Origin of the sequence: Cohnella laeviribosi DSM 21336, assembly GCF_000378425.1 — a bacterium.
In the GTDB taxonomy this organism is placed as follows: domain Bacteria; phylum Bacillota; class Bacilli; order Paenibacillales; family Paenibacillaceae; genus Cohnella; species Cohnella laeviribosi.
Genome location: NZ_KB899828.1, coordinates 46,421 through 70,694 on the forward strand (window position 1 = coordinate 46,421; position 24,274 = coordinate 70,694).

General features: G+C 58.9%; 22 protein-coding genes. 4 read left to right on the top strand and 18 right to left on the bottom strand.

The features are described from left to right. Positions 1–28 precede the first annotated feature (28 nt). The 5 genes from F560_RS0113950 to F560_RS0113970 are packed head-to-tail and all read right to left on the bottom strand — an operon-like array spanning position 29 to position 5,574. Positions 29–1,021 carry an ABC transporter ATP-binding protein gene (locus tag F560_RS0113950; protein WP_019006358.1) on the bottom strand — a complete coding sequence of 331 codons (993 nt, stop codon included), beginning with the start codon at positions 1,019–1,021 and terminating at the stop codon, positions 29–31. Then, entirely contained in the window at positions 993–2,018 is a 1,026-nt protein-coding gene (locus tag F560_RS0113955) for an ABC transporter ATP-binding protein (RefSeq protein ID WP_019006359.1), read from the bottom strand. The genes F560_RS0113950 and F560_RS0113955 overlap by 29 nt, the downstream gene beginning before the upstream one ends. After that, on the bottom strand, positions 2,015–2,944 hold the full coding sequence (locus tag F560_RS0113960; protein WP_019006360.1) for an ABC transporter permease: 930 nt from the start codon (positions 2,942–2,944) through the stop codon (positions 2,015–2,017). Before F560_RS0113960 ends, F560_RS0113955 begins: the two co-directional genes overlap by 4 nt. A gap of 5 nt (positions 2,945–2,949) precedes the next feature. Further along, a complete protein-coding gene (locus F560_RS0113965) occupies positions 2,950–3,909 on the bottom strand; it encodes an ABC transporter permease (RefSeq protein ID WP_019006361.1) in 960 nt (319 codons plus the stop codon). A 51-nt stretch (positions 3,910–3,960) separates the two neighbouring features. Beyond that, positions 3,961–5,574, bottom strand: a complete 1,614-nt coding sequence (locus F560_RS0113970; protein WP_019006362.1) for an ABC transporter substrate-binding protein — start codon at positions 5,572–5,574, stop codon at positions 3,961–3,963. Positions 5,575–5,724: 150 nt separating this feature from the next. Between F560_RS0113970 and F560_RS0113975 the strand changes: the two genes are divergently transcribed. Next, the gene (locus F560_RS0113975) at positions 5,725–6,618 is read left to right on the top strand and encodes a LysR family transcriptional regulator (RefSeq protein WP_020621287.1); all 894 of its coding nucleotides are present in this window, start codon (positions 5,725–5,727) and stop codon (positions 6,616–6,618) included. A gap of 441 nt (positions 6,619–7,059) precedes the next feature. On the opposite strand, the gene F560_RS0113980 is transcribed toward F560_RS0113975, so the two are convergent. The 12 genes from F560_RS0113980 to F560_RS0114030 form a co-directional block, all read right to left on the bottom strand. Next, positions 7,060–7,839, bottom strand: a complete 780-nt coding sequence (locus F560_RS0113980) for a sigma-70 family RNA polymerase sigma factor (protein WP_019006364.1) — start codon at positions 7,837–7,839, stop codon at positions 7,060–7,062. Then, positions 7,836–8,285 carry an anti-sigma B factor RsbW gene (gene rsbW, locus F560_RS0113985; protein WP_019006365.1) on the bottom strand — a complete coding sequence of 150 codons (450 nt, stop codon included), beginning with the start codon at positions 8,283–8,285 and terminating at the stop codon, positions 7,836–7,838. Before rsbW ends, F560_RS0113980 begins: the two co-directional genes overlap by 4 nt. Positions 8,286–8,328: 43 nt before the next feature. Continuing rightward, positions 8,329–8,667, bottom strand: a complete 339-nt coding sequence (locus F560_RS0113990; protein ID WP_019006366.1) for an STAS domain-containing protein — start codon at positions 8,665–8,667, stop codon at positions 8,329–8,331. 337 nt (positions 8,668–9,004) lie between these two features. Continuing rightward, positions 9,005–9,862: a carbohydrate ABC transporter permease gene (locus F560_RS0113995; protein WP_019006367.1), complete on the bottom strand. Its 858-nt coding sequence runs from the start codon at positions 9,860–9,862 to the stop codon at positions 9,005–9,007. Positions 9,863–9,877: 15 nt separating this feature from the next. Next, positions 9,878–10,813, bottom strand: coding sequence for a carbohydrate ABC transporter permease (locus F560_RS0114000; protein WP_019006368.1), 936 nt, complete (start codon positions 10,811–10,813; stop codon positions 9,878–9,880). Between the two features lie 24 nt (positions 10,814–10,837). Beyond that, on the bottom strand, positions 10,838–11,050 hold the full coding sequence (locus F560_RS26245) for a hypothetical protein (RefSeq protein ID WP_019006369.1): 213 nt from the start codon (positions 11,048–11,050) through the stop codon (positions 10,838–10,840). A gap of 57 nt (positions 11,051–11,107) precedes the next feature. Then, positions 11,108–12,199 (bottom strand): extracellular solute-binding protein, encoded by a 1,092-nt coding sequence (locus tag F560_RS24220; protein WP_019006370.1) that lies wholly within the window; start codon positions 12,197–12,199, stop codon positions 11,108–11,110. Next, a complete protein-coding gene (locus F560_RS0114010) occupies positions 12,196–13,170 on the bottom strand; it encodes an amidohydrolase family protein (RefSeq protein WP_019006371.1) in 975 nt (324 codons plus the stop codon). Before F560_RS0114010 ends, F560_RS24220 begins: the two co-directional genes overlap by 4 nt. A gap of 57 nt (positions 13,171–13,227) precedes the next feature. Further along, positions 13,228–14,736: an argininosuccinate lyase gene (argH, locus tag F560_RS0114015; RefSeq protein WP_019006372.1), complete on the bottom strand. Its 1,509-nt coding sequence runs from the start codon at positions 14,734–14,736 to the stop codon at positions 13,228–13,230. 277 nt (positions 14,737–15,013) lie between these two features. Next, positions 15,014–15,865, bottom strand: a complete 852-nt coding sequence (locus F560_RS0114020) for a CheR family methyltransferase (protein WP_019006373.1) — start codon at positions 15,863–15,865, stop codon at positions 15,014–15,016. After that, the gene (locus F560_RS0114025) at positions 15,862–18,888 is read right to left on the bottom strand and encodes a response regulator (protein ID WP_019006374.1); all 3,027 of its coding nucleotides are present in this window, start codon (positions 18,886–18,888) and stop codon (positions 15,862–15,864) included. The genes F560_RS0114020 and F560_RS0114025 overlap by 4 nt, the downstream gene beginning before the upstream one ends. Next, positions 18,885–20,045, bottom strand: coding sequence for a PP2C family protein-serine/threonine phosphatase (locus F560_RS0114030; RefSeq protein WP_019006375.1), 1,161 nt, complete (start codon positions 20,043–20,045; stop codon positions 18,885–18,887). The genes F560_RS0114025 and F560_RS0114030 overlap by 4 nt, the downstream gene beginning before the upstream one ends. Positions 20,046–20,449: 404 nt before the next feature. Here F560_RS0114030 and F560_RS0114035 point away from each other — a divergent pair, with 404 nt between their 5' ends. The 3 genes from F560_RS0114035 to F560_RS23340 are packed head-to-tail and all read left to right on the top strand — an operon-like array spanning position 20,450 to position 23,902. Next, a complete protein-coding gene (locus F560_RS0114035; RefSeq protein ID WP_019006376.1) occupies positions 20,450–21,490 on the top strand; it encodes a nucleotidyltransferase family protein in 1,041 nt (346 codons plus the stop codon). Continuing rightward, positions 21,487–22,668 (top strand): glycosyltransferase family 4 protein, encoded by a 1,182-nt coding sequence (locus tag F560_RS0114040; RefSeq protein ID WP_019006377.1) that lies wholly within the window; start codon positions 21,487–21,489, stop codon positions 22,666–22,668. Before F560_RS0114035 ends, F560_RS0114040 begins: the two co-directional genes overlap by 4 nt. Continuing rightward, complete coding sequence (locus F560_RS23340) at positions 22,658–23,902, top strand: hypothetical protein (protein ID WP_019006378.1); 1,245 nt, start codon at positions 22,658–22,660, stop codon at positions 23,900–23,902. Before F560_RS0114040 ends, F560_RS23340 begins: the two co-directional genes overlap by 11 nt. Before the next feature lie 105 nt (positions 23,903–24,007). Here F560_RS23340 and F560_RS0114050 read toward each other — a convergent pair. Next, positions 24,008–24,274 (bottom strand): integrase core domain-containing protein (locus F560_RS0114050; protein ID WP_019006379.1); only part of this gene is annotated, 267 nt, incomplete at its 5' end.

Genomic DNA, 24,274 nt, shown 5'->3' on the forward strand with positions numbered 1-24,274 from the left:
TCCTTTCCCTAATTTTAAGTAGATTCGATCAATCCCCATATAGATGGCACTGGACCCTGTGGCCCGAAGAGACTTCCCGATCCGCGGGCTTAACCTGTCTGCACGGCTCCGCGGCATACGGACAACGGGTGTGAAACACGCAGCCGGACGGCGGATTCACGGGGGACGGAAGTTCTCCCTGCAAAATGATCCGCTCCCGCTTCAGCCGGGGATGCGGCGCAGGCGCCGCCGACAGCAAAAACCGGGTATAGGGATGGAGCGGACGGGCAAACAGCTCATCCGTCGGGGCTTCCTCCACCAGATTTCCCAGATACATCACGCCGATCCGGTCGGCAATATGCCGGACAACGCTTAAATCGTGGGCAATAAACAGGTAAGACAAGCCGCGTTCCGCCTGCAGCTCCATCAGCAGATTCAAGATTTGGGACTGAATGGAGACATCCAGCGCCGACACCGGTTCATCGCATATGATGAGCCTGGGGTTTAAGGCAAGCGCCTTGGCGATTCCGATCCGCTGCCGTTGCCCTCCGGAAAATTCATGAGGAAAACGGTCCATATGCCGCGAGGAAAACCCCACTCTGCCCAACAGCTCAAGCGCGCGCTCCTTCCGCTCTTTTCTTGTCCCCTGCTTGTGAATGGCCAAAGGCTCGGCCACGCTGGACCAAATTCGTTTCTTGGGATCCAGCGAAGAGTAGGGGTCCTGAAAAATCATCTGCACCTTCTTGCGCAAAAACGCCAATCGCCTGGACGGAAGGGAAAAAATGTCCTCGTTTTGAAAAAACGCCTTTCCCCCGGTCGGCTCCGTTAACCGCAAAATCGTTCTTCCCGTCGTGCTCTTTCCGCTGCCGGATTCACCGACAAGACCGTAGGTCTCCCCTTCGTAAATGGAGAAGGACACATCCTCGACCGCTTTGAGTTGTTCTTTTCGCCAACCGTGCCGGGATCTGACGCGGAAGGTTTTGGACAAATGTTCGACTTGAAGCAGAGGATGCTCATGCGGTGACGAGTAAGCCGGACCCATCGCTGCCGCCTCCGTTCGCTTGAATGTCTTTGTAGTGCCAGCACCTTACCCGGTGGCCGGGCTCCGCCTCTTCCAGCGAAGGAGCCTTCGACCGGCAAAGCTCCGTCGCAAACGGACATCGCGGGGCAAACCGGCAGCACGCTTCGACCTCATGCATGGCCGGGACGGCGCCGCTAATTTCATATAGCTTTTGTTTGCGTCTCCCATCCAATTGCGGAACCGACTTCAGCAGACCGGACGTGTAGGGGTGCAGCGGACGATCAAACAGCGTCGTCACTTCCGCCTCCTCAACGACTTCGCCCAAATACATCACGATCACCCTCGAGCACATTTGAGCGACAACCGACAGATCGTGCGTAATCAGCATGATTCCCATTCGCAGCTTCTCTTTCAGCTCATTCATCAGCTCGAGGATTTGAGCCTGAATGGTCACGTCAAGCGCCGTTGTCGGTTCATCGGCAATCAACAGACGCGGCTCGCAGGACAAAGCCAGCGCGATCATCACCCGCTGCCTCATGCCTCCCGACAGCTCATGCGGATAGGACCGCAGTCGTCTTTCGGGATCCGAAATTCCGGTCAACCGAAGCAGCTCCAGCGCCTTTTCCCTCGCCTGCCGCCTCGAGGCACGCTGATGCAGCCGGATCGCCTCCATGATTTGATCGCCGATCGTATACACGGGATTCAACGAGGACATCGGGTCCTGAAAAATGATCGAAATCCGGTTGCCCCGAACCTTGCGCATCTCTTCCTCGGACAATTGCAGCAGGTCTCTACCTTCAAAAAGGATTTGTCCGCCGTACTCCGTCGTCTTTTCATCGAACAAACGCAGAATCGATTCGGCCGTGACGCTCTTGCCGCATCCCGATTCGCCGACAATGCCCACCGTCTCTTCCGGATCGATATGCAGCGATACCCCGTCTACCGCTTTTACGATCCCCTGCTCCGTCGAGAACTTCGTGGTCAAATGTTTGATTTCCAGCAATGGCGCTTGACTCAATCGGAACGCCTCCTTCGCCGCCGCACGGCTTTCTTCCGTTTTGCAAAGCGATTGTTCGATCCGGCTCCGGGATCAAGAAAATCGCGCAATCCGTCTCCCAGCAAATTCAGTCCCAGAATCATCAAAATGATGAAGACACCGGGAAAGACCGTCATCCACCATGCTTTGAAAATGACATTTTTGCCGTCCAGCAGCAGATTGCCGAGACTCGGCTCCGGAGCGGGAATGCCGGCGCCCAGAAAACTAAGCGAAGCTTCCGTCAAAATCGACACCGCAAATACGAAAGAAGCCTGCACGATCAGCGGAGACAGGACATTCGGCAACATATGCAGCCCCATTATCCGAAAAACGCCGGCGCCCTGCGCCCGCAAGCCTTCAATAAACGTTTTTTCCTGCACCACCAGCGCGGCCGACCTCACGATTCGCGCAATCGAAGGAATATAGACAATCGTCAGCGCCAGAATGACATTGCCCGTCTGCGGCCCCATAATGGCGACGATGGAAATCGCCAGCAGAATGGACGGAAAGGCGTACAAGCCGTCGCAAATTCGCATGAAAATATGATCGCAAACCGGGGAATACGCGGACGCCAGACCGACCAGAAGGCCGATCGCGCCCGCGATTGCGGTCACGCTGGCGCCCACGAGCAGCGACACTCGGATCCCGTAAACGACGCGCGTAAACACGTCGCGGCCCAACTGGTCGGTGCCGAACAGATGCTCGCCGCTTGGCGGCTGCAGCCGGTTCAGCGTCTCGATCGAGTAGGGATCGTAAGACGTGGTCCACGGAGCCAGCAGAGCAAGCAATGCGACCACGCTCATGATCGCGGTGCCCGTAACGAGCAGAGGATTGGAGAAATAACGCCGCCACGCGATCCGGCCCCTTCCCGGGGGCGCGGAAACAGCGATAGGCTCAAGAGAAGCCATGCCCTTCACCTCCCCCTGCCGCCATTCAGCTTCACGCGCGGATCCAGCAGCCCGTATACCAGATCGATCGCCAGATTCAGCAGCACATAGGTTACCGTGATGAGCAGAATGCTTCCCTGAATCACGGCGAAATCCCGGCGCTGAATGGAACTGATGATCAACTGCCCGATGCCGGGAACGTTAAACACCGACTCGACGACGGAGGCGCCCGTAATCAAGGTTCCGAACGTTTCGCCGATCACCGTCAGAATCGGAATGAACGCGTTCCGCAGCGCATGCTTGTAGGTCACGACGCCCGGTTTCAAGCCTTTGGCCCGCGCCGTTTTGATGTAGGGCTCGCCGAGCGCCTCAATCAGCGACGAACGGGTCATCCGCGCGATCAGCGCGGCCTGCATGAACCCCAGGACCATGGCCGGAAGAATCAGATAGCGCAAATGATTCCACAAGCCGCTGCTGATGGGCGCGTATCCCGCAACCGGCAGCCATTTCAGCTTCACGGCAAACAGAAGAATAAGAAACAGCCCCAGCAGGAAGCTGGGAACGGAAATCCCCAGCAATGAAAACCCCATTACGGCCTGATCCGTCAGCGTTCCTCTTCTGCGGGCGGCGGCAATTCCCAGCAGCAAAGCGATTCCTACCGCGATGGTCTGAGCCAGAACGGCCAGGGACAAGGTCGGCTGAAGCCGGCTGAAAAACGCCTCGGTCACGCTCATGTCCATAAAGATGGAATCGCCTAGATCGCCGGTTACGACGCCGCCGAACCAAACGAAAAATTGCCGGTACAAAGGCAGGTCCAACCCGAGGCGGGAGCGCAGCTCCGCTACGCTCTCCTCGCTGGCCTCGTCGCCCAGAATGACGCTCGCAGGATCGCCGGGCGATAAATGAATGAGCAGAAATACGACAACCGCTACGACAATCAAGACAGGCACCAAAGACAAGACGCGCTGAACAATATATTTGGTCATGATAATCTCCTTCAGTGACAGGCCTGTTTGATCAACGGGAAAACCTCCTGCTTAACGGGAAATCGACACATTCCACAAAATCGGTCCGATCAAATCGTCAAGGCCTTTGACATGGTCCCTGATGGCGACCAGATTTTGAATATTGCCGATTTTGACGATCGGCAGGTAGTCCCAAGTTACCCGGTTCAACTCGTCGATCAGCGGCTTGGCCTCTTCAATCGAACTCGACGCCTGAATTTGATCCAGCAAGCGGTCGATCTCCGGACTGTTGGTCCACCCCGGATAATCCGCTTTGGAATCCAGGAACGGATATTGGTGGATCGTCGCCCGGGTCGCAAAGGAAACGGCAAACAGATCGAAGTTGTTCTCATCCTTGCGCCGTTCCTGAACGGTCGGCCAATCGTACACATCCAGCCTGGATTTGACTCCGATGGACTTCAGCACCTCCTGGGCCACGACAGCCAGATTGTACTGTTCCGGATAATCCCGGGTCGTCAAAATCACCACTTCTTCCCCGGCATATCCGGATTCGGCGACCAGCTTTTTGGCCGCTTCGATATCGTGCAGGTTGTACTTGTCCGACCCTGCCGTGCTGTACCAGTCCTTCTGGGAAGGCAGCGCCAAAGACGAATCCAGTTCGAAGAAGCGGGAATCGCTATACGCCGCCGTAAGCGCCTCTTCATTGTTCAGCGCGGTGTTGAACGCCTGGCGCAGCTTCTGATTGGCGAATGGCCCCGCTTTTTTGTTGAATACATACGCGACAATGCCGCCCGGGCTGAAATAATTGCTTACGCCTTCCGTCGCATCGATCTGATCCGAATTATCGAACGGCACGCCAAACGCCACGTCGTATTCCCCGCTCAGAATGCCTGCAACCCGTGTCGATTCATCCGTTACATAGCGGAAATAGATATCGTCCAGGTAGGCGTACTTCTTTCCGCTCAGCCCGCTCGGTTCCTCGTCAACGGCCGAATAATCGGCGAATTTTTTCAAATGGACATATTGATCCGTCTTCCACTCTTCCAGCTTGTAGGGCCCTGTCCCGATGTATTCCTTGATGCCTTCCGGTCCTGCGGACTCAATGACCTCTTTGGGCATAATTCCCGGAAAAGGAGCGGTATCCGCAAGAACATAGAGGGCAACGAGCGAAGGCTTTTGCAGCGTCAGTTGAACCGTATATTCATCCGCTTGAAGGAACTTGGCGCCCTGCAGATTGGCCTGTCCCTGCGTGGAAGTGGACAACCACTTCTCCATCGAGGCGACCACATCTTCCGCCTTCATCTCTTTTCCATTATGGAAATGAACGCCTTTGCGCAGATGAAAGGTGTAAACCTTGCCGTCCTCGCTAATCTCGTAGGATTCGGCCAATTGCGGCACCACTTCGTAGTTTTTGTTCAACGTGACCAGCTGCTCGTAGATATTTCTCGCCACGTCTCTTGTCGCCTGATTGGTCGTCAAATGCGGGTCCAGCGTCGCCGGATTGGCCGGATACGCCACATTCAACGTTCCCCCGCCGGCAGGCTCGCCGGACGGTTGATCCGATTGCTGCGAAGATTCGCTGTTCGGGTTCGGCTGCTGCTGACGGTTTGACCCGGTCTCGCAAGCCGCAAGCAACAGCAACAGCCCTAACGCAAGACTAAACAACTTCCATCTCGATCGGTGCATCAAGAACAACCCCTCCATAAATCCAAGAAACTATAGTATTCCTCTTGGAATTGTTTATATAATAGTAACATGGAACGCATGATTCGAATCTCCAATCATCGTAATAGCAACCATTACATCTATTAATAGCTTGGCATTTGGGGGAAGGGGATGGAGATGGATATTCAATATTTCATCACGTTTCGGGCGGCCGCCCGCAGCCAAAGCCTGACCAAAGCCGCAGAGCAATTGAATTATGCGCAGCCTACCGTCAGCGTCCAGATCAAGAAGCTGGAAACCCATTTCGGGGTCAAGCTCTTTGAACGCAACAGCAATAAATTGAAATTGACGGATGCCGGCTGGAAGATGCTGAAATACGCGGATCAGATTGTGGAAGGGTACTTGGGAGCCGAGAATGTCTTTACGCCGGGATCGGCAATCGACCTGACCATCGGCACGACGGAGACGCTGGCCGCTTTTCTGCTTCCGCCTTATTTTCAGAAATTCCGCAAAAAGTATCCCGATGTCAGCGTCACTTTCTTTCCGGCGCTGGACGAGGCCAACATACGCAAGCTTAAAAACAATGAAATCGATCTGGCTATCGTTCTGAACACGCTTGTCTCCGATCCCGATCTCCGAACGTTCCCGATTCGCCATGAACCGTTCGTTTTTATTTGTCCCCCCAACCATCCGTTAAGCGGGAGAAACGACGTGTCGATTCAGGAGCTGCACAACAGCTCGTTTATCTTTACGGAGAAGGGCTGCAATTACCGGGAGTCGCTGGAGCGGTCGATGAACGAGCACGGCGTCGCCTATAAGACCGTTACGGAAATGGGAAGCATCGAGGGGATTAAACAATGCGTCATTTACGGCATGGGCATCGCCATGATTCCGCGAATCGCCGTTCACGAGCAGCTGCAGCAGAATTTGCTGTCGAGCTTCTCGCTCCGGCCAAGCGCCATTCAGCCGTTCTACTCGCAAATCTTGATATCCCGAAACAAACATATATCCGCGCCGATCAACGATTTAATCTCTTTGTTGTCCTCTGAAAGCCTCGGCTATTAGCTTTTGGTCTTCTCGGGTCTCGGGGTCCCGCGTTCCGACAAAGACCCGGCATAAAAAAATCAGCCGCCGCTTCGAAAGCGGCAGCCGATTCGGCGTATGTTCCCGCAAAAAAAAGAAGCCGGTCGTCCCGTTTCGAAACCACCGTCGATCTCCTCCCCCGACCCGGCGCTCTCCGTGGTTTGGGACCCTTCCGCCGCTCGTCCTTACGCTTCTAAAAGTCTATTTTCCGAATCTCGTCCGTTCAAGGCAAACGAAAAAACGCCGGACATTGGGGGCCGGCGCGTGCCGGAGCGGGAACGCGTTTACGATTCATAACGGGTATCCGAGCAACCTCGGACAGGCGCGAATGGTCGAAGACCCAACGCGGATATTGTTCTACTGGCGAAATCGATCCGTTCCCTTTTCAAGACGCCTTGCACGGCCGATCGCGGTCCTTTCGCTTCAGGACGAACCCGAACCGCCCGCATTCGTCAGCCACTTCTTCAACTGGCCGATCGCGCGCCGCTGGATGCGGGATACGCTCATTTGGGAGACGCCCAGCCGGTCGGCGACGTTGCGCTGGGAGAAGCCGTGCTCGTAGAGCAGCACGAGAACTTTCCGCTCCTCCGGCTTAAGCCGCATCATCGCTTCGTCCAAGTCCAGCTTGCGGTCGACATGGGCATATTCGTCCGTCGTGGCGGCGATGAGGTCGCCCAGCGTCGCGCCGTTCTCCTCCTCGGACACGGGCACGTCAAGGGAGACATAATGATAGAGCTCGCGTCCGGCAAGCACTTCCAGCGTTTCTTCCAGACTGATGCCGAGACGGTCCGCGATCTCCTGCACGTTCGGCGAACGCTCCAATTCCATGGTGAGCTCGTCGACCGCTTGCTGGAGGATCAGCCCTTTTTCCTTGATTCGGCGAGGCACCTGAACGTACCAGGACTTGTCCCGCAAAAAATTTTTCATTTGTCCGATAATGCTCTTCATGGCATAGGGCTCAAACGGCATCCCGTAATCCGGGTCGAACAGCTTCAAGAGCCTGAAAAGCGTCATTCGCCCCACCTGTACGAGATCCTCAAGCAGATCGGGCCGGCTCCGGGAGATTTTGTGGGCAGCCATCTGAACGAGCGGCTCGAACCGGCGCACCAGCTCGTTCGCCAATTCGGCGGAGCCGCTGCGTTGATATTGGCACAGCATGTCCATCGCGTCGTCGGGCAGACGCGCGTTGGGGGTCACATTCATAACGTCTGCGCCTTTGCGGCCGTCCGCCTTTTCGTCAGCACGACGACCGTGCCCAGATCCTGGCACACTTCCACCTCGTCCATCAATGCTTGCATCAGATAGAGCCCCAATCCGCCCGACCGGATCTCCTCGATGGACTTCCCGTGCAGGTTGGATGTTTGCATTTCGCCGGTTGGTTGAAATCCGCCTCTTCCGTTATCGCGAACGGAAATCCGCAAATGGTGCTCGGTAGCGGCAAAATCGATGTGAACGACGCCTTCGGGTTCTTCGGCGTAAGCATGCAGCACGACATTATTGCAGGCCTCGGAAACCGCTACCTTCATGTCCTCGATATCCTCGTAGGAGAAATCAAGCTTTGCGGCAATGCCGTACAGCGTCAAACGAACCAAATCCACGAATTCGGCTCTGGCCGGTACCGTAAGCGACACGAGCGCATCGTTGATCATCGCGTTGTTTTCACCATTCCTTCTTCCTGTTTGCTGTTGACGGTTAAGCGCCTTCGGCCGGCGCGGGCGTTACATTCAAAAACGGGCTGATTCCCGTAAGGTCGAACAATTTGCGCACGTTTGCGGGGACTTCTTCGACGGCGAACGCTGCCTTGCGCGCATGGCGGGCTTTGACCATCCCGATCAGGATGCCGATTCCCGTGCTGTCGATATACTTCAAATCGCGCAGATTGAGAACCAGCTTGCGGTCGGACAGCTCCAGGAAGGGCTCCATGGCGTCGCGCATCTTCGAAGCCACCTCCAAATCCAGTTCCCCCGCCACATACACGACGGTTTGGCCTTCGCGGTTTTCCGTCCGGAACTTGAGTTTATCCGTTTGCATACAGGTCCCCTCTCTCCAAAAAAACAGGATCGTTTGTCATTACCCTGCGGCGCTTGGGATGAAACAGAACCGATGAAAGGCGGGCCGGCAGCCCGAGCGCGTCCGGAGATACGCCGAATAATGGCGGAATATGTCGAACCGAGGTCTGCTCCAGTATCTATGATAGCATGCTTTCGGGTCTTGTCACGTCATTCCGGAAAATGGATGCGGCCGCGCCGGTTCGATTCGATCGGAGAGCGGCTGCTTCCAAAAAAACAACCCGGAGCCGCAGGCGCTTCATACGCTTGCAGCTCCGGGTTTTGCCTTTTCCGCGGACGGCCCTTCTTCGCTTGCCTCGCTACTTCATCCCGGTAAGCGCGATGCCTTGAAGAATCCGTTTTTGAAACACCAGAAAAACAAGGATGAGCGGGATGACGGACACGGTCGCTCCGGCCATGATCTGAATCCAGCCGCTGTTGTCCTTCAGCTCGCTCGAGAAATACACCATGCCGACCGGAAGCGTATACTTCGTCTCCGTCTGCAGGACGATAAACGGCCAGATGAACTGATTCCAGCCCGATATGAAGCTTAAAATCGCCAGCGTGACGATGGCGGGCTTCACGAGCGGAACCGCGATATGGGCAAAAATCCTCCACTCGCTCAAGCCGTCGATGCGGGCGGCGTCCAGCAGCTCCGAGGGCAGCGACTCCATAAATTGCTTCATCAGAAAGATCCCGAACGCCGTAATCAGCCCGGGCAGCAGCAACCCGGCGTACGTATCCGCCAGATGCAATTGCGACGCCAGCAAATACCACGGAATGATCAACATCTCCGTCGGAACCATCAAGGTGCTGATGATGAAGAGAAAAATGATTTTTTTGCCGGCAAACGAGAACTTGGCAAGCACGTATCCGACCGCCGTATCGAAAACCAATACCGACGCCGTCGTAATCGCCGCCACGGCCGCGGTATTGGCGATCCAGCGGCCGAAAGGGGCTTTGGCAAAGATATCGGCGTAATTGCCGAGCGTCGCCGGCGAAGGAATGAGACCCGGGTCGAACAAGTGTTGAGGCAGCTTAAGCGAAGAGGTCACCATCCATACGAAAGGAAACAACGTGATCCACACTCCGGCCAACAGCAGCGCGTACCGAATCGCTGCGGACATTCCCCGCCCGATGGAACCGCGCCGCGCCTGATCGGTTGCAACCCGACTCAACCGTTTCCCCTCCCGTCAATATTCGACTTTCCTGTTCAGGACTTTGAGCTGCAGCAGGGTGAACGCCAGGATGAGGACAAACAGAACGACCGTGGCCGCCGATGCGCTGCCCATCTCGAAGCTTTTGAACGCCAGCTTGTAGATATGGAAGACGAGTGTTCTCGTCGAGTTCAGCGGACCGCCGTCCTGCGTCATGCTGACGATTTGGGCGAAAGCCTGCAGGTACGAGATGCCCGCGATAACGGCGGAAAACAAGATGACGGGGTTAAGCAGCGGGATCGTAATATGCCGGAACCTGCGCCAGGGACCTGCGCCGTCGATATGCGCGGCCTCGTAGTACACGTTGGGGATTCCCTGCAGCCCGGTGATGAAAATCAGCATCTGAAAGCCCACGCTCTGCCAAATCATCGAAAGGGCGATGACATAAGGCGCCTGATGCGGGGATTGCAAAAAAAGCTGGGCGTCGAGGCCGAGTTTCAACAGCGCGGCGTTCACCCAGCCGTTCGGCATCAGCAGCCAGCGGAACACCCAACTGACGGCGACGATGCTGGTGACGTACGGAATGAAGTAAACCGTCCGGAAAAAGCCGCGAAACCGGGTTACGCTCTGCAGCAGCAGCGCGACGGCCAGTCCCGCCGCAAGCTGTCCGGGAACGCCGACGGCCACGAACAAAAACGTATTGCCGATCGATTTGCGAAACACTTCGTCCGCGAACAGGCCCTTGAAATTGGCCAAGCCGACATAAGGCTTGTCGGGCGACAATACATCCCATTCGCGGACGCTGATGTTAAACGAATACACGATCGGCACAAGCCGCGTGCCGATAAAATAAAGCAGCGGGAGCGCCAGCATAAGATAAATGAACAGGTAGCGCTGCGTCTTGTAGGTCAACCGGATCGACAGCAGCCTGCGCCCCGCCCGCGCGCTTTGCCGGATGGCATTCGCAATCACGCGCTCAAGCCTCCCTTTCTAGCCTTATTTTTTATCCGCCTTGGCCCAATACTCGTCATACAGCTTCTGCGTTTTGTCCACGAGGCTCCGGAACGCCTTCTCGACGGGCACATTTTTCAGCAGCACTTCATTCGTTGCGTCGACGAACAGCGTTCTTTCGTTGGCCTCGTCGATAAAGAAGTGCGCCTTGCTGTTTTCCAGTTGGGCGATAAACGGCCCCAGCTTCTCGTCATGCAAATATTTGTCCTGCGAAGCGACCGCTTTCTGCGCCGGAAGCTCGCCTACCTTCTCGACTCACTGCTCCTGAACCTCCTTGCTGGTCAAAAACTGCAGGAACTTGGTGGCGGCCTCGAGCTTGGCTCCGGACACGTTGGCCGGTATGGCGTTCGCCCAGAACGAGGACGGGGTCGACTTGCTCTTGTAGGAAGGCAGCGGAGCAATGCCGTAGTTCAGGTCCGGCGCATCCGTCTTGAGCGAGCCGAGGCGGAACGAGCCGTCGATGTTCATGGCCGCGTGGCCGGTTTTGAAGGCGGTCGCGTCGTCCGTGAAGACGCCCGTCGTGCCGACTTTATGCTTGAGCGCAAAGTCGAGCAGGTATTGGAACGCCTCCAGTCCCGCCGGCGAATCGGCCCATAAAAGGCGGCGGCGGTCTTCGCTCAGATCTTCCCCGCCCGCCTGATGCAGCAGGCCGTCGCGGTACCAGTGGTGAAGCTGCGCGCCCGGCTCCCAGGCAAGGCCTTCGACGACGAATTGCCCGTTGGCATCCTTCTCCGTCAGTTTAATGGCCGCCTCCACAAGCTCCTCCCAGGTGGCCGGAGGCTCCGCGATATTCGCCTTGGCGAACAGATCCTTATTGTAGAACAGCGCCAACGTGCGAACGGCCGTCGGAATCGCCCAGTAGCGGCCGTCGATTTTGGCCGCGCTCACCAGCGGATAATAATCGCTCTCGATGCTCGCCGCCGGGAAAGCCGATTCGGGAAGCGGCTGCAGGAAGCCGGAAGCTACGTATTGGGGCAGCCATCCGTAGTACAGGTTGATCACGTCCGGACCCTTGCCGGCCGGAACGAGCGTGGCGACCTTTTCATTGTACTGGTCGTACGGGAAGTTCGTCTGTTTGACGACAATATTCGGATTTTGCTCCTGGAACTGCTTGATCAGCTCGTCAATAAGGGCGACCTTGGCGGGATATTCATATTGCCAGTATTCGATCGTAACCTTTTCCTGCTCGGATTTCGGGGAGGACGAAGCGGACGATGACGAACCGGAGCCCGGCGAAGGGGAAGCCGGCCCGTCCGCCTGTTTCCCGCCGCCGCATGCGGCCAGCAGCAAAACGAACGCGAGCGCCAGAATGGATAAAGCTTTCGCATTACGGGAATAGGTTGTCATAATCGGGCAGTCTCCTTTTGTTCGGATATGGGTTCGGATTTTGGTTCGGAAAAGGGAACGGACGGCTCCAGATTCAGCAGCTTTCGGGCGTTGTTGCCGAAGATGAGCTCCATTTCCGCATCGGAGAAGCGAAGATCGCGCGCCACGCGCGTCTGTTCCTGAAGATAGCGGTAATTGTAGCCGCGGGGGAAGCCGAGCGAATCGGTGCCGAAGATGATCCGTTCCGGGCCGATCAGCTCGTACGTCTTGCGGAACAAGGTCTCCAGCGTCAGCTCGTACGGCATCCAGCGGATCCATTGGTTGGAGCCGGACGTATCGACGTACACGTTCGGACAGCTCCAGCACAAATGCAGCAGCTCCTGGAAATAACCGCAGCCGAAATGCGGGATGATAAACGGAATGTCGGGATATTGGCGGGCCACGTTAAAGATGGAGAGCGGATTGATGTTCAGATGCCGGACAATCCCGCCGGCATGGCCCAGCAGGCCGAAATGGATCAGCACCGGCAGCTTCCGTTCCGCCGCAAATGTCCATACGGGCGTAAGCGACTTGTCGTCGAACGGAATTTGGGTCAGCGGTCCGAACAGCTTGTAGCCTTTGAGGCCCAGCTCGTCGACTGCGCGCTTTAACTCCTCCGCGGCATCGGGCCGTTCGATGGAGTGGGAGGCGAAGCCGGTAAACCGGTCCGGCGCCTTGGCAATTTGCTCGGCCAGATCGTCGTTGGTCCAGCCGGTCAGAAAATTGAGCCCCCCGATGCCGTAGCGGTCCAGCTCGTCCTTCCACCGGTCGATCAGCGGCCGGTTCGCCGCTTCGGGATCGGGCTCGGAGGTCCGGAAATCCCACGTCAGGCGCATCCGTTCGGACCGCTCGAGGCCGTACCGGACAATCTTTTCGTGCCTTTCGTGCGCGAACGGATAGTCGTAAGGCAGATGACCGTGAATATCGAACACTTTGAAACCGGCTCTAAACAAAGGTATCACTCCTCCTGTCGGATGGTCCGATTTTGCCGCATCCCTCGGGCTCCCCTTCTAGGAGCGAAGCCATTCGGCCAGAATAAGGTCCAGCTCCTTCAGCTTGCGCTCAAGCGAGGCGCGCGTGCGCCGCATCCATTCGTACGCCTCTGCGTGCCTCTCAGCCTGCACCGACAAAGCACGGGCCACCTCCTGCGGATTCGGGCCGCCGGGAAGGCTGCGAACGGCGACAAAATGCCAGGGATCGAGCGCCTGTCCGAGCTCGTCGCCGCTTAGGCCCAGCGGCCGGCCAACGACCTTCAGCGCCGCCTCGTTCAGCATCTCGACCGTAAGCTCGCGCACGGTGAGCCCTGCGGCATCTGCTTTTTGAACGAGCGCCGCCACGACGGTGTGCGCGGTCCGAAACGTCAAGCCCTCCTTGCGCACCAGCGTATCGGCCAGCTCGGTCACGGTGGCGAAGCTGGCCTCCGCCCGCTTGCGCAGCACATCCCGGTTGATCTCCAGCGTTTCGATGATCCGCGCTAGCAGCCGGCAGACCGCCTCCAGCGTATGCAGGCTTCTCCAGGCGTAAGGCTGCAAGTCGTCCTCCGTGTCGACGATATCGCCGAAGGGCGTATTGTGGATCATCGTCAGCACCGTCGCGGCGTCGCCCGCGCAGCTGGACAGCAGGGAGCGCACATGCTCGACGGATACCGGATTGCGCTTCTGCGGCATGATCGAACTGATCTGGACGTACGGCGCCGCCACCCGCACGGCGGAAAACTCCTGCGTTCCCCACAGCAGCAGCTCCTGGGCGAACCGGCCCAGATTAAGGGCAGCCAGCGAAACGGCGGCAGCGATCTCTCCCACATAGTCCGCTCCGCTGACCGCGTCGTACGCGTTCGCAATCACCTCGTCGAAGCCGAGCAGCTCGGCCGTCCGCTCGCGGCTGATCGCGAAGCCGGACGTGGTCAGGGCAGCCGCGCCCAGACTGCTGCGGTTGCAGTTGGCATACGCGGCCCTAAGGCGCCTGATGTCGCGTCCGAGCGAATCGGACACGGCCGCGATATAGTGCGCGACCGTTGTCGGCTGCGCTTGCTGCGTATGTGTGTAGCCGATCATCAGCGTGTCCGTATGGGCGCGCGCCAAGCCGATCAGCCGCTCCTGAAGCGCGATCGCGGAATTCAAGGCGGCCAGCAGCTTGCCGCGCAGCACGAGCCGGTAAATGGCGATGCCCATATCATTGCGGCTTCGGGCCAGATGCAGGTTGCCCGCCACTTCGCCCGCCAAGGCGAGCAGTTCATGCTCCACTTCAAAAAACAAATCCTCAAACCGGCCGGTATAGCGGTTGGACCGCAGCTTCTCCGTATTCAGCTCCAGCAGCGCCCGGGCGATCGCTTGGGCATCCCGTTTGGCCACCAGGCCTTGCTCGTAAAGCATGATCAGGTGCGCCTTGTTGACGGCGATCATCGGGCCCAGCAGCTCTTTCTTGGCCTGATCGTAAGCCGGCTCGAGCACAACTTCGGCATACGTTTTCCCAGGAAAGCGCGTCCCTTCCTCCGCTCCCCGCTCCTGTACGTCTTTCACCTTTTTCACTCCTGTCCGGCCGGGCTTATCTACCTCCAAAAAAACAAAAGAGACCAAGCCCTAACGGGCATTCGGTCTCCAGTTGTCCGGTAGATATGATAGGGGCCGTATTTTTTCCAAAGAAACCTGCAGCCTAAGCCGCAAGCCGATCAAATCCGATAATACAAACTGGTTATGTTGTTATTTACTGGATTTTAACACCGCTTCCAAGGAGCGTCAATGCATTTCCTAATAGATCATTCCTATATTTCGATAAAAAATCGTTTGCGCCGGCCGTTCACCGGATTTTCCGGTAAATCCGGTATTCCTCGTTCCACGTCTCGTAGCAGTCGGCGTATCGGGTAAAGGCGATCGACTCCTTGCCGCCCAGAATCAGAAAGCCGCCCTTCGCCAAACTTTCGAACAACAGGCCGTGCACGCGGTCGCGAAGCTCCGAATTAAAGTAAATCAGGACATTGCGGCAAAAAATGACGTGAAACTCGTTAAACGACTGGTCCGTGACCAGATTGTGCTCCGCGAATACGATCCGTTCGTGCAAGCGGCGTTTCATCAGCACCAGATCGTGCTCTCTCTCGCAGTAGTCGGAAAAATCCGACTTGCCGCCGGCCAGCTCGTAATTTCTTGCGTACTGGCCGCATCTGTCGGCGGGGATGATGCGCTCCCGCGCCCGCCGCAGCGCGCTGCGGCTGATGTCCGTCGCGTAGAGGCGGGATTTGGCCAAAATCCCCTCTTCCTCGAACAAAATGGCGGTCGAGTACGCCTCCTCGCCGGAAGCGCAGCCGGCGTGCCAGACGCGCACGAAGGGAAGGCGGCTTAAGATCGGCGCGATCCGCTCCCGGAGGAAAAGGAACAAGCCCGGGTCCCGGAACATCTCCGTCGCCGGGATGACCAAGTCGGACAGCAGCCGTTCGAACGAATCCCGGTCGTGCAGCACTTTTTCCTGCAGCGCCGATATCGTGCCCAGACGCTCCAGGTTAATCCGGTGCCAAATGCGGCGGCGCAGCGACGGGAAGGCATAGCGGCGAAAATCGTATCCGTACCTGCGGTAAACCCCTTCCAGCAGCAGCTCGATTTCGAGTTTTTCCAGCTGTTCGTCGGCGCCGGGCAATTGCTTCAGTTCGGCGTTCATCGGGACAACCACACCTTTAGCAGCGACAGCAGCCGATTGACCTGTACCGGCTTGGCCATGTAGTCGGAAGCGCCCGCCTGCAGGCATTTGTCCCTGTCGTCCTTCATCGCCTTGGCGGTAAGCGCGATGATCGGAAGGCCGCTCCATTTCGGATGCCTGCGGATGCGCGCTATCGCTTCGTAGCCGTCCATCTCCGGCATCATGATATCCATGAGCACGAGATCGACCTCCTCGGCCTGATCCAGAATGGCCAGCGCCTCCCGGCCGTTCTCCGCCGACAGCACGCGCAGCCGATGATGCTCGAGCAAGCTCGTCAGCGAGAAGACGTTGCGCTCGTCGTCGTCGACGAGGAGCACGGTCTTGCCGGCCAGAACCGAGTCGCCCTGGCGCTCTTCATCGCCAGCCGGCCCGGTATCTGCCGGCTCCGCACGTGCCGGCTCCGCACCTGCCGACTCCGCCGACGTGCCGTCGGCAAGCGGAGCCGTCCCGGCTTCCGTTGCCGCTTGCGCTTCCGGCGCCGTTTCGGCCTCGGGTGCCGCTTGCGGCAGCGGGATCGAAGACTCGGCGCGTTCCTCCGCGGCTTCGGTACGATCCGGCGGGCCGTTTTCCGCTCCGCCGGCTGTGGAGGAGTCCGATTCCGGCAAGAATGCCGCGCTCCCCGCCTCTTTCCAGTCGGGGCACCGCTCCGGCAGGTACAGCGTAAAGGTGCTGCCGCGCCCCACCTCGCTCTCTAGCTCGATGAAGCCCCCGAGCAGGGCGGCGAGCTCCTTGCTGATGGTCAGGCCCAGTCCGGTGCCGCCGAACTTGCGGCTGGTCGTGCCGTCCGCCTGGCGGAACGCCTCGAAGATCACCTCGCGCTTGTCGGGCGCAATGCCGATCCCGGTATCCTCCACCGCGAACGCGATATAAGGCTCGGCTTCCCGTCCGCCCAGGTTCTCCCGCTCCGCCTCGGTGCATCGGCGGATATGCAGCTTGATGGAGCCTTCGAGGGTAAATTTGAGCGCGTTGGACAGCAGGTTGCGCAAAATCTGCTTCAGCCGGTGCCCGTCCGTAAGCAGCACCGGAGGCACGTTCTCTTCCATGCGTATGGAGAACTCGAGCCCCTTCTCCGCCGCGATCGACGCGTACGTGTCCTCCAGCGTCGCCGTAATGTCCTCGATCAGCGTCGGCTCCGGATGGATGTCCATTTTGCCGGAGTCGATTTTGGCCAAATCGAGAATTTCATCGATCATCTTCAGCAGGTCGTTGCCCGAGGATTGGATCGTCCGCACGAAGCTGAGCTGCTTCTCGGTCAAGTTCCCTTCGCTGTTGTCCTCCAAAAACTGCGCCAGAATAATCATGCTGTTCAGCGGCGTCCGCAGCTCATGCGACATGTTGGCGAGAAATTCGGATTTGTACTGGGACGCAAGGGCAAGCTGTCTCGCCTGGCGCTCCAGCTCCGCGTTCGCTTTGGCGACTTCGCGGCTTTTGCGCTCGGTTTGCCGGTTTTGCTCCTCCAACTCCAGCGTTTTGACCGTCAGTTCCTGGCTCGTATGCTCCAGCTCCCGCTGCTGCCGCTGCAGGCGCTCCTCGGAGAGCTTCAACTGCTCCCTCTGTCCCTCGAGCTGCTCGTTCGTCTGCCGGAGCTCTTCCTGCCGGGAACGCAGTTCCTCCGACTGCACCTGAAGCTCCTCCGCCATCGCCTGCGTTTCGCGCAGCAGCTCTTCGACCCGCTGCCGAGACCGGATGTTGGCTACGATAAAGGCAAACTTCTCGCACAGCTTGTCCAGCAGCTCGCGCTGGATGTTGCCCGCCGGCTGCAAATACGCCAGCTCCACCGCGCCGATCGTCTGCCCGTTCATCTTGATCGGGTGCAGCAGAAGCTGCACCGGATCGGCCTCGCCAAGGCCGGAGCGGATGCGGATATACCCCGGCGGCAGCGGTTCGACCGTCATCGGCTCGCCCGTCAGCACGCATTGGCCGAGCAGGCCCTCTCCGGGACGGAAGGCCGGCGGCCGCTCGTCCGTCCCGCGCTCCGGCTCCGGATTGGCGTACGAGCCGGCGAGCACGAATTTGCCGGCCTCGTTTTCCTCCCGCAAATATACGGCGCCGTAAGACGCCCCCAGCACGGGAGCGAATTCGTTGACGAACGAATGGGACACCGCATTCGCATCGGAGAAATCCTTGAGCAGCTCCGTCGTGCGGGCCAGCTGCGCGTCCAGCCACGCCTGCTGCTCTTTCGCCTGCGCGTACAGCCGCTCGCGGTCCTTCTGAGCCTGCAGGTCCATGGCGATCTGCCGGAACAGCCGGGCGAGCTCGCCAAGCTCGTCCTTCGCCTTGATCTCCAGCCGGGCGAACCCGCGCAGCCGGCCCTGTCCGAATTTTCGCGCCATAAGCGCGAGCAGGTTAAGCCCTCTTGTCATCCGGGGAAAAATCCACGCAAAAACGCCCAGCCCGGCCACAACCCCGGCCAAGGCAAGTCCGCCCGCCAGGCGGACGGAACCGGCGTAAAGCGCTTCGGCGCGCGCCTGCTCCTCCTCCATTCTCCCTTGTTCGAACGCCGCAAGCGCATTCAGCGAATGGACGGCGCTCTCCTGGCGGAGCCGTCCCTCGTTTTTCTGCAGGGCGCGCGCTTCCTCGTACTGTCCCCGGCTGATCAGCGACGCGAACCGTTCGAGAAAATCGAGATAACGGACGCTGTCGCTGGCGACCGTGTCCGCAAGCTGCCGCTCGTCCGGACGAAACGCCGCCGTTCGAAACGCCTTCAGCCGCTCCGAATAGACTGCGATTTGCCGGTTCAGCTCCTGGACGACCAAATCGTCGCTGCCCTGCATCCGGAGCAGGATGTTGTTGACCGAGTTGCCGGACTCGTTGACAAGGCCGCTCAGGTCCGCGACATGGCGCGCCTTGACGAGCGGGTCGCCGTAGAAGCCTGTCAGGTGCTCGTTCATCCGGGTCATGCGGTCGTAGCCGAATGCGGCGAAGCCGACGAGCAGCAGCAGCATAAGGCCAAAGCCGGCCGCTAATCGCGTTGTGATCCTCATATGTTGGCAGCGGCTCCTTTCACGTCGACCCGAACCAGGCAGCGGTCGTCATGGCGCTTGTCCAGCGAATCCTGCCGAAGCAGCTCCCGGATGGCGTCTTCGTCATCCCCCGCCTGCGCGAGCCTTTGGACGAGAACGTCGATTTTGGCGTCAAGGTCCCCCGGAAACAGATCGAGCAGCCCGTCGGTATAGAAATGGATCGCATCGCCCGGCTTCAGCATCACCGTTTCGGTCCGAATGTCCAGCGTTTCGAACAAGCCGATCGGAGCGCAGGTCGCGCCCAGCCGCACCGTCGCCGTTCCGTCCCGGGGAACGATCAGCCCGGGCGGGTGCCCCGCGTTTACGACCTCCACGATCCTTTGCCGCAAATCGATCCGGGCGCAGATCCCGGTGCAGTAGTATTGGACAAGCTCGTTTTCGTAATGCAGCTGCATCAGCCGGCGGTTGACTTCCCGGACGATCCGCTCGGGACCGGCGTGCGCGTGCATCAGTTCTTTTAATACGGATGCCGTAAACATGCTGATCAGCGAAGAGGAGATGCCGTGTCCCATCGCGTCCATAACGGCGATCGTCAACCGGTGCGAATCCAGCGCGTGCCAGGCGTACAAATCGCCGGCGAGCTGGTCCGAAGCGAGAAAGAAGGAACGGACGCGGTACAGCTCGCCGTCGATCGCCGGAGGAAAAACGGCCTCCTGCACCTGCCTGGCCAAATTCAGTTCCTCGCGCAGCCGCATATCGCGGTCTTTATGCCAGTCCAGCTCGCGTTTCAACCGGAGCGCGGACCGGATGCGGGCGAGCAGTTCCACCTTGTTGATCGGCTTGGTGACAAAATCGGTGGCCCCCGCGTCCATCGCTTCGGCCAGTTTACGGGAATCGCCGATCGCCGTCACCATAATGACCGGAATATCCCGCAGCTTCTCGTCCTCCTGCAGCAGGCGGCAAGCCTGAATCCCGTCGATGGCGGGCATCATGAGATCGAGCAGGATCAAATCGATGGAAGAATGGGCGCCGGATCCCGTAGCGAGCGAAGACCGCAGCATCCGCAGCATCTCTTCCGCCGACGATGCGGTGACCACATCCTCGTATCCGGAACGCCTCAGCATTTCCTGCACGACCATCACGTTCATCGGATTGTCGTCAACGACCAATATGCTCATGCTCGTAACGGCTCCTCATGTAGAATCCGCATTTTTATATGGGTCAGATCAACAGGCAAATCAACATTTATAGAGTAGATCAACCCCGCTTCGGCGTAAAGCGCAGAAACGCCCCAATTCGCCCGCGGCGCGCCAGCCATATCGCCCTAGCCCCGGCCAGCGGCCGCCCGCCTCTTCCTTACCCCTCCTCCCGAAACGTGAAACAGCCGCTAGCGGCTCGGCTCCGCCCGAATGGCCGGCAGCGGGCTCCCGTCCCGTCCGGCGTCCCTCTTTTCCTCCGCCCGGTGCGGCCGCAAAGCCGCGTTTGCCCGAAGCGCGGAGTGTTTCGCTTTTGATCGCATGGGGTTAATAGATAGACAGGTGCCCGATCGAGGGTAACAACGAATATACGGAGGCTGATCTACATGCAAGCATTGCTTCTTGCAGGAGGATTGGGAACCCGGCTGCGGCCGCTGACGGAAAATATGCCGAAGCCGATGGCTCTGGTGGGCAACCGGCCTTGGCTCGAACATTTGATTCTCGGCTACAAGCAGCAAGGGGTTACGGACTTCGTCGTTGCCGTCAAGCATTATCGCGAACTCATCGAGGCTTTCCTGGGGGACGGTTCCAAATACGGAGTCAACATCGAATACGCCGTCGAACGGGACCTGCTTGGCACGGCAGGTGCGATCAAAAACGCAGAGCATCTGCTGCACGACCGGTTTATCGTCGTCAACTCCGATATCATTCACCAAGTCGATCTCAGAGCGGCGCTGCAGTTTCATGAACAGCACGACGGAATCGCCACGATTTGCCTGACGGAAGTGGAGGACCCGAGCCAGTACGGCGTTGTGGAATTGGGTCCGGCGGGGCAAATCCGTGCCTTTGTCGAAAAGCCCTCGCGGGAAGAAGCGCCGTCCAACCTGATTAACGCGGGCATTTACATTATGGAGCGCGCCGCCCTTCATCATATTCCCGCCGGCAAGGCCGTTTCCATCGAGAAGGAAACGTTCCCCTTGCTCATTCGCAACGGAAGCGGCCTGTACGGCTTTAAAATCGATGGCTACTGGATGGATATGGGAACGACGGAGCGGTACCGCCAGCTCCATTGGGATTTGCTGGACCGCAAATTCCCGCTGCCGATCCATGGCAAGCAGATGGACGGAAAGGCGATCTGGATCGGGGAAAACGCGGCCGTCGGCCAAGGCGTCCTGCTCGTGCCTCCGGTCATGATCGGCGACAACGTCATCCTGGGCGACCGGAGCATCATCGGCCCTTACGCCGTCATCGGCGACGGAACCCGCATCGGCAAAAACGTCCGCCTTTCCCACAGCATTCTCTGGAACGACTGCAAAGTCCGCGCCGGCGCGCAGCTGAAGGGCTGCATCTTCGGAGCCGGCATGCGCGTCGGTCCGCATATTTTGCATCAGGCGGTATGCAACCGCGTCTTGGAGGTGCAGCAATGAACCGGGAAGCGTTGCGAATCGGTTACGTAAGTACGTATGTGCCGAAAAAATGCGGCTTGGCCACCTATACGCACCATCTCCGGGAAGCGGTGTCGGCGGCCAAAGCCTCCCCCTATCCCGACCCGGTCATCGCCATGTGCGACCCGGAGGAGATCTCCGCTTACGGCGATTCCTTCTTTTTTCCGCTGCTGAAGCAAGAGAAGGAAGCGTACCGCAAGATGGCGGACATTATCAACCGGAGTTCGGTGGACGTCATTTCGCTCCAGCACGAATTCGGCATTTTCGGCGGGGAAGCGGGAGCGTACGTGCTGGAATTTCTCGATAAGCTGAACAAGCCGGTCGTCACCACGTTCCATACCGTCTTCGAGAAGCCGGCCGAGCCGTACGCGTCCGTTCAAGCCGAGATCGCCGCCCGAAGCGAGCATATTCACGTCATGAACCGCCGGGCGATCGGTTACCTTCACGACCATTTCGGGATTCCGCTGCAAAAAATTTCGTTCATTCCCCACGGCACCCCGGTTCCAAACGGCAAGGAGCGAAGCGTAACCCGCAAGCAATTCGGCTGGGAAAACCGCAAGGTGCTGTTCCAGTTCGGCCTGCTGAGCCGCAGCAAAGGCATCGAGTCGCTGCTCGAAGCCGTGGCCCGTGCGGTAAAGGCGGTTCCGGACCTGCTCTATGTCATCGCCGGGCAGACGCATCCGGAAGTCCGCAAGCAAGAAGGCGAAGCGTACCGCGAGGAGCTGCAGGCGCTCATCCGCGAGCTCGGGCTGACGCACCACGTGCGGATGATCGACCGCTATTTGCCGGAGGAAGAGCTGACCGCGCTCATTTCCGCATGCGATCTGTACGTTACGCCGTACCCGGGCATGCAGCAAATTACGAGCGGAACGCTGGCGTACGCGGCCGGGCTGGGACGGCCGATCCTGAGCACGCCTTACAGCTACGCCAAGGACCTCGTCCAAGGCTGCGAAGGGCTTCTGCTCCCGTACGGGGATACGGAGGCGTGGAGCCAAAAAATCATCGAGCTGTTCACCTATCCGGAGCTGCTCGCGCAATACGAGAAATGGATGGCGGACATCGGGCGCGACATGCACTGGCCTCAGGTGGGGGCGCAGTACCTGGGGCTGCTGGAGAAAGTGGCGGCCAAAAAAGCGTGGAGCATGGCGGATGTCTGCTGAACAAAACGTGAGCTTGCCCGGCGGTGCGCCGTCCTTTCGCCATCTGCGCCGCATGACGGACGACACCGGCCTTCTCGAACATGCGCTCGGACGGATTCCCCGCCGCAAGGAGGGGTATACGACCGACGACAACGCCCGCGCGCTGTGGGTCGTCACCGAATGGCTGTCGCCGGAGCGTGCGAAGCTGCTGACGCCGGACGACCGCCAGCGGTTGGCGTCGCTGGCCGATATTTATTTGGCCTTTATGCTGTGGTGCCAGCGCGACGACGGCTGGTTCCACAACAATATCGCGTACGACCGGACGCCCGAGCCGGAGTTTGTCTCCTACGACTGCCAGGGGCGGTCCGTCTGGAGCTGCGCCGATGCGTGGATCCGCCTTCACGGCCAGCAGCGGGAAACGGCGTTCGCTCTGTTAAGGAATGCGTTCGATACCATCGGCCGCATCGATTCGCTTCGCGGACAGGCGTTCGCGCTTGCGGCCTGCGCCCATCTGCTGGAAGCGGAGGACCAGGAGCGCATCCGGTTGCCGCAAGGCTGGCGCGATCAGCTTCGGGCGCACGTGGACCGGCTGGAGGAAGCGATTGTTGCGGCATTCCTCAAAACTTCGGACAATGCCTGGCGCTGGTTCGAGCCCGCTATGACCTACAGCAACGGGGTTCTTCCCTGGTCGCTGCTGCGCGCGTACCGGATTACGGGCCGCACGAAGACGCTGGAAATCGGACTGGACAGCTTGTTCTCCCTGCGGAAGGCCATGACGGCCGATGGCGGCTGGTTTCGCCCGATCGGCAACGAGAAATGGCACTCGCGCGAAGCGACGAGCCAATGGGACCAGCAGCCGCTCGAAATGTTCAAGCTTGCGCTGGCGCTTGACGAAGGCGCCTCCGCCCTGGAACTTGCGGCGAAGCGGGGCGTATCTCCCGATCTTTCCGGACTGTACCGTACGGACGCTGCCGCCATGCAGACGGCCGCGGCGAAAGAAGATGTCCGGACGCAACCGGAAGCCGCAGCGTCCGTTGAGGAACTTCGCCAAGCACGGGACCGCTGCCTGGCCTGGTTCCACGGGGACAACGACTTGCGGGTCCCGATGGCCGATCCGAGCGACGGCTCCTGCTTCGACGGCTTGCGAAAGAGCGGCCCCAACATCAACTGCGGCGCGGAGGCGGTCATCTCGTATCTCATGACGGAAGCGCTGTGCAGCGATCGCCTGTCGGAAAACCGCCAGCAGGCGTCCTGATTGGCGGCCCGTTCCCGCTTGCTTCTCCGGTTGCCTCAGTCGCCATTAACCAGCCCCCACCTTGTTGTGGTCAAGCCCCCATTTAGTGGACATTGTAAAACCACCCTAAGCTGCAAGCTGGCGTCGGTATTCAACCGGCGTCAGCTTGTTTAGCTTCCGTTGTGCTCGTTCCTCATTATAAAAGCGGATAAATTCCTCAATACGCCTTTGCGCCTCTTCCAAGCTTCGTATATCATAAGGATAGAGTGCTTCAGCCTTGAGATGGGAAAAGAAGCTCTCCATAGAGGCATTGTCGTAACAATTGCCTCGGCGTGACATGCTGATTCTGGCGCCAACCTTAGGCAGCATGTCGTGGTAAGCATGGGACGTGTA

What these genes read in the sequence shown, in the direction of transcription:
- F560_RS0113965 (WP_019006361.1), bottom strand. Translation starts at nt 3,909, where the DNA reads ATGACCAAATATATTGTTCAGCGCGTCTTGTCTTTGGTGCCTGTCTTG.
- F560_RS0114035 (WP_019006376.1), top strand. Translation starts at nt 20,450, where the DNA reads ATGCAAGCATTGCTTCTTGCAGGAGGATTGGGAACCCGGCTGCGGCCG.
- F560_RS0113975 (WP_020621287.1), top strand. Translation starts at nt 5,725, where the DNA reads ATGGAGATGGATATTCAATATTTCATCACGTTTCGGGCGGCCGCCCGC.
- F560_RS0114040 (WP_019006377.1), top strand. Translation starts at nt 21,487, where the DNA reads ATGAACCGGGAAGCGTTGCGAATCGGTTACGTAAGTACGTATGTGCCG.
- F560_RS0113950 (WP_019006358.1), bottom strand. Translation starts at nt 1,021, where the DNA reads ATGGGTCCGGCTTACTCGTCACCGCATGAGCATCCTCTGCTTCAAGTC.
- F560_RS0113990 (WP_019006366.1), bottom strand. Translation starts at nt 8,667, where the DNA reads ATGCAAACGGATAAACTCAAGTTCCGGACGGAAAACCGCGAAGGCCAA.
- F560_RS0113970 (WP_019006362.1), bottom strand. Translation starts at nt 5,574, where the DNA reads ATGCACCGATCGAGATGGAAGTTGTTTAGTCTTGCGTTAGGGCTGTTG.
- F560_RS24220 (WP_019006370.1), bottom strand. Translation starts at nt 12,199, where the DNA reads ATGACAACCTATTCCCGTAATGCGAAAGCTTTATCCATTCTGGCGCTC.
- F560_RS0114020 (WP_019006373.1), bottom strand. Translation starts at nt 15,865, where the DNA reads ATGAACGCCGAACTGAAGCAATTGCCCGGCGCCGACGAACAGCTGGAA.
- F560_RS0114025 (WP_019006374.1), bottom strand. Translation starts at nt 18,888, where the DNA reads ATGAGGATCACAACGCGATTAGCGGCCGGCTTTGGCCTTATGCTGCTG.
- F560_RS0114030 (WP_019006375.1), bottom strand. Translation starts at nt 20,045, where the DNA reads ATGAGCATATTGGTCGTTGACGACAATCCGATGAACGTGATGGTCGTG.
- F560_RS0113960 (WP_019006360.1), bottom strand. Translation starts at nt 2,944, where the DNA reads ATGGCTTCTCTTGAGCCTATCGCTGTTTCCGCGCCCCCGGGAAGGGGC.
- F560_RS0113980 (WP_019006364.1), bottom strand. Translation starts at nt 7,839, where the DNA reads ATGAATGTGACCCCCAACGCGCGTCTGCCCGACGACGCGATGGACATG.
- rsbW (WP_019006365.1), bottom strand. Translation starts at nt 8,285, where the DNA reads ATGATCAACGATGCGCTCGTGTCGCTTACGGTACCGGCCAGAGCCGAA.
- F560_RS23340 (WP_019006378.1), top strand. Translation starts at nt 22,658, where the DNA reads ATGTCTGCTGAACAAAACGTGAGCTTGCCCGGCGGTGCGCCGTCCTTT.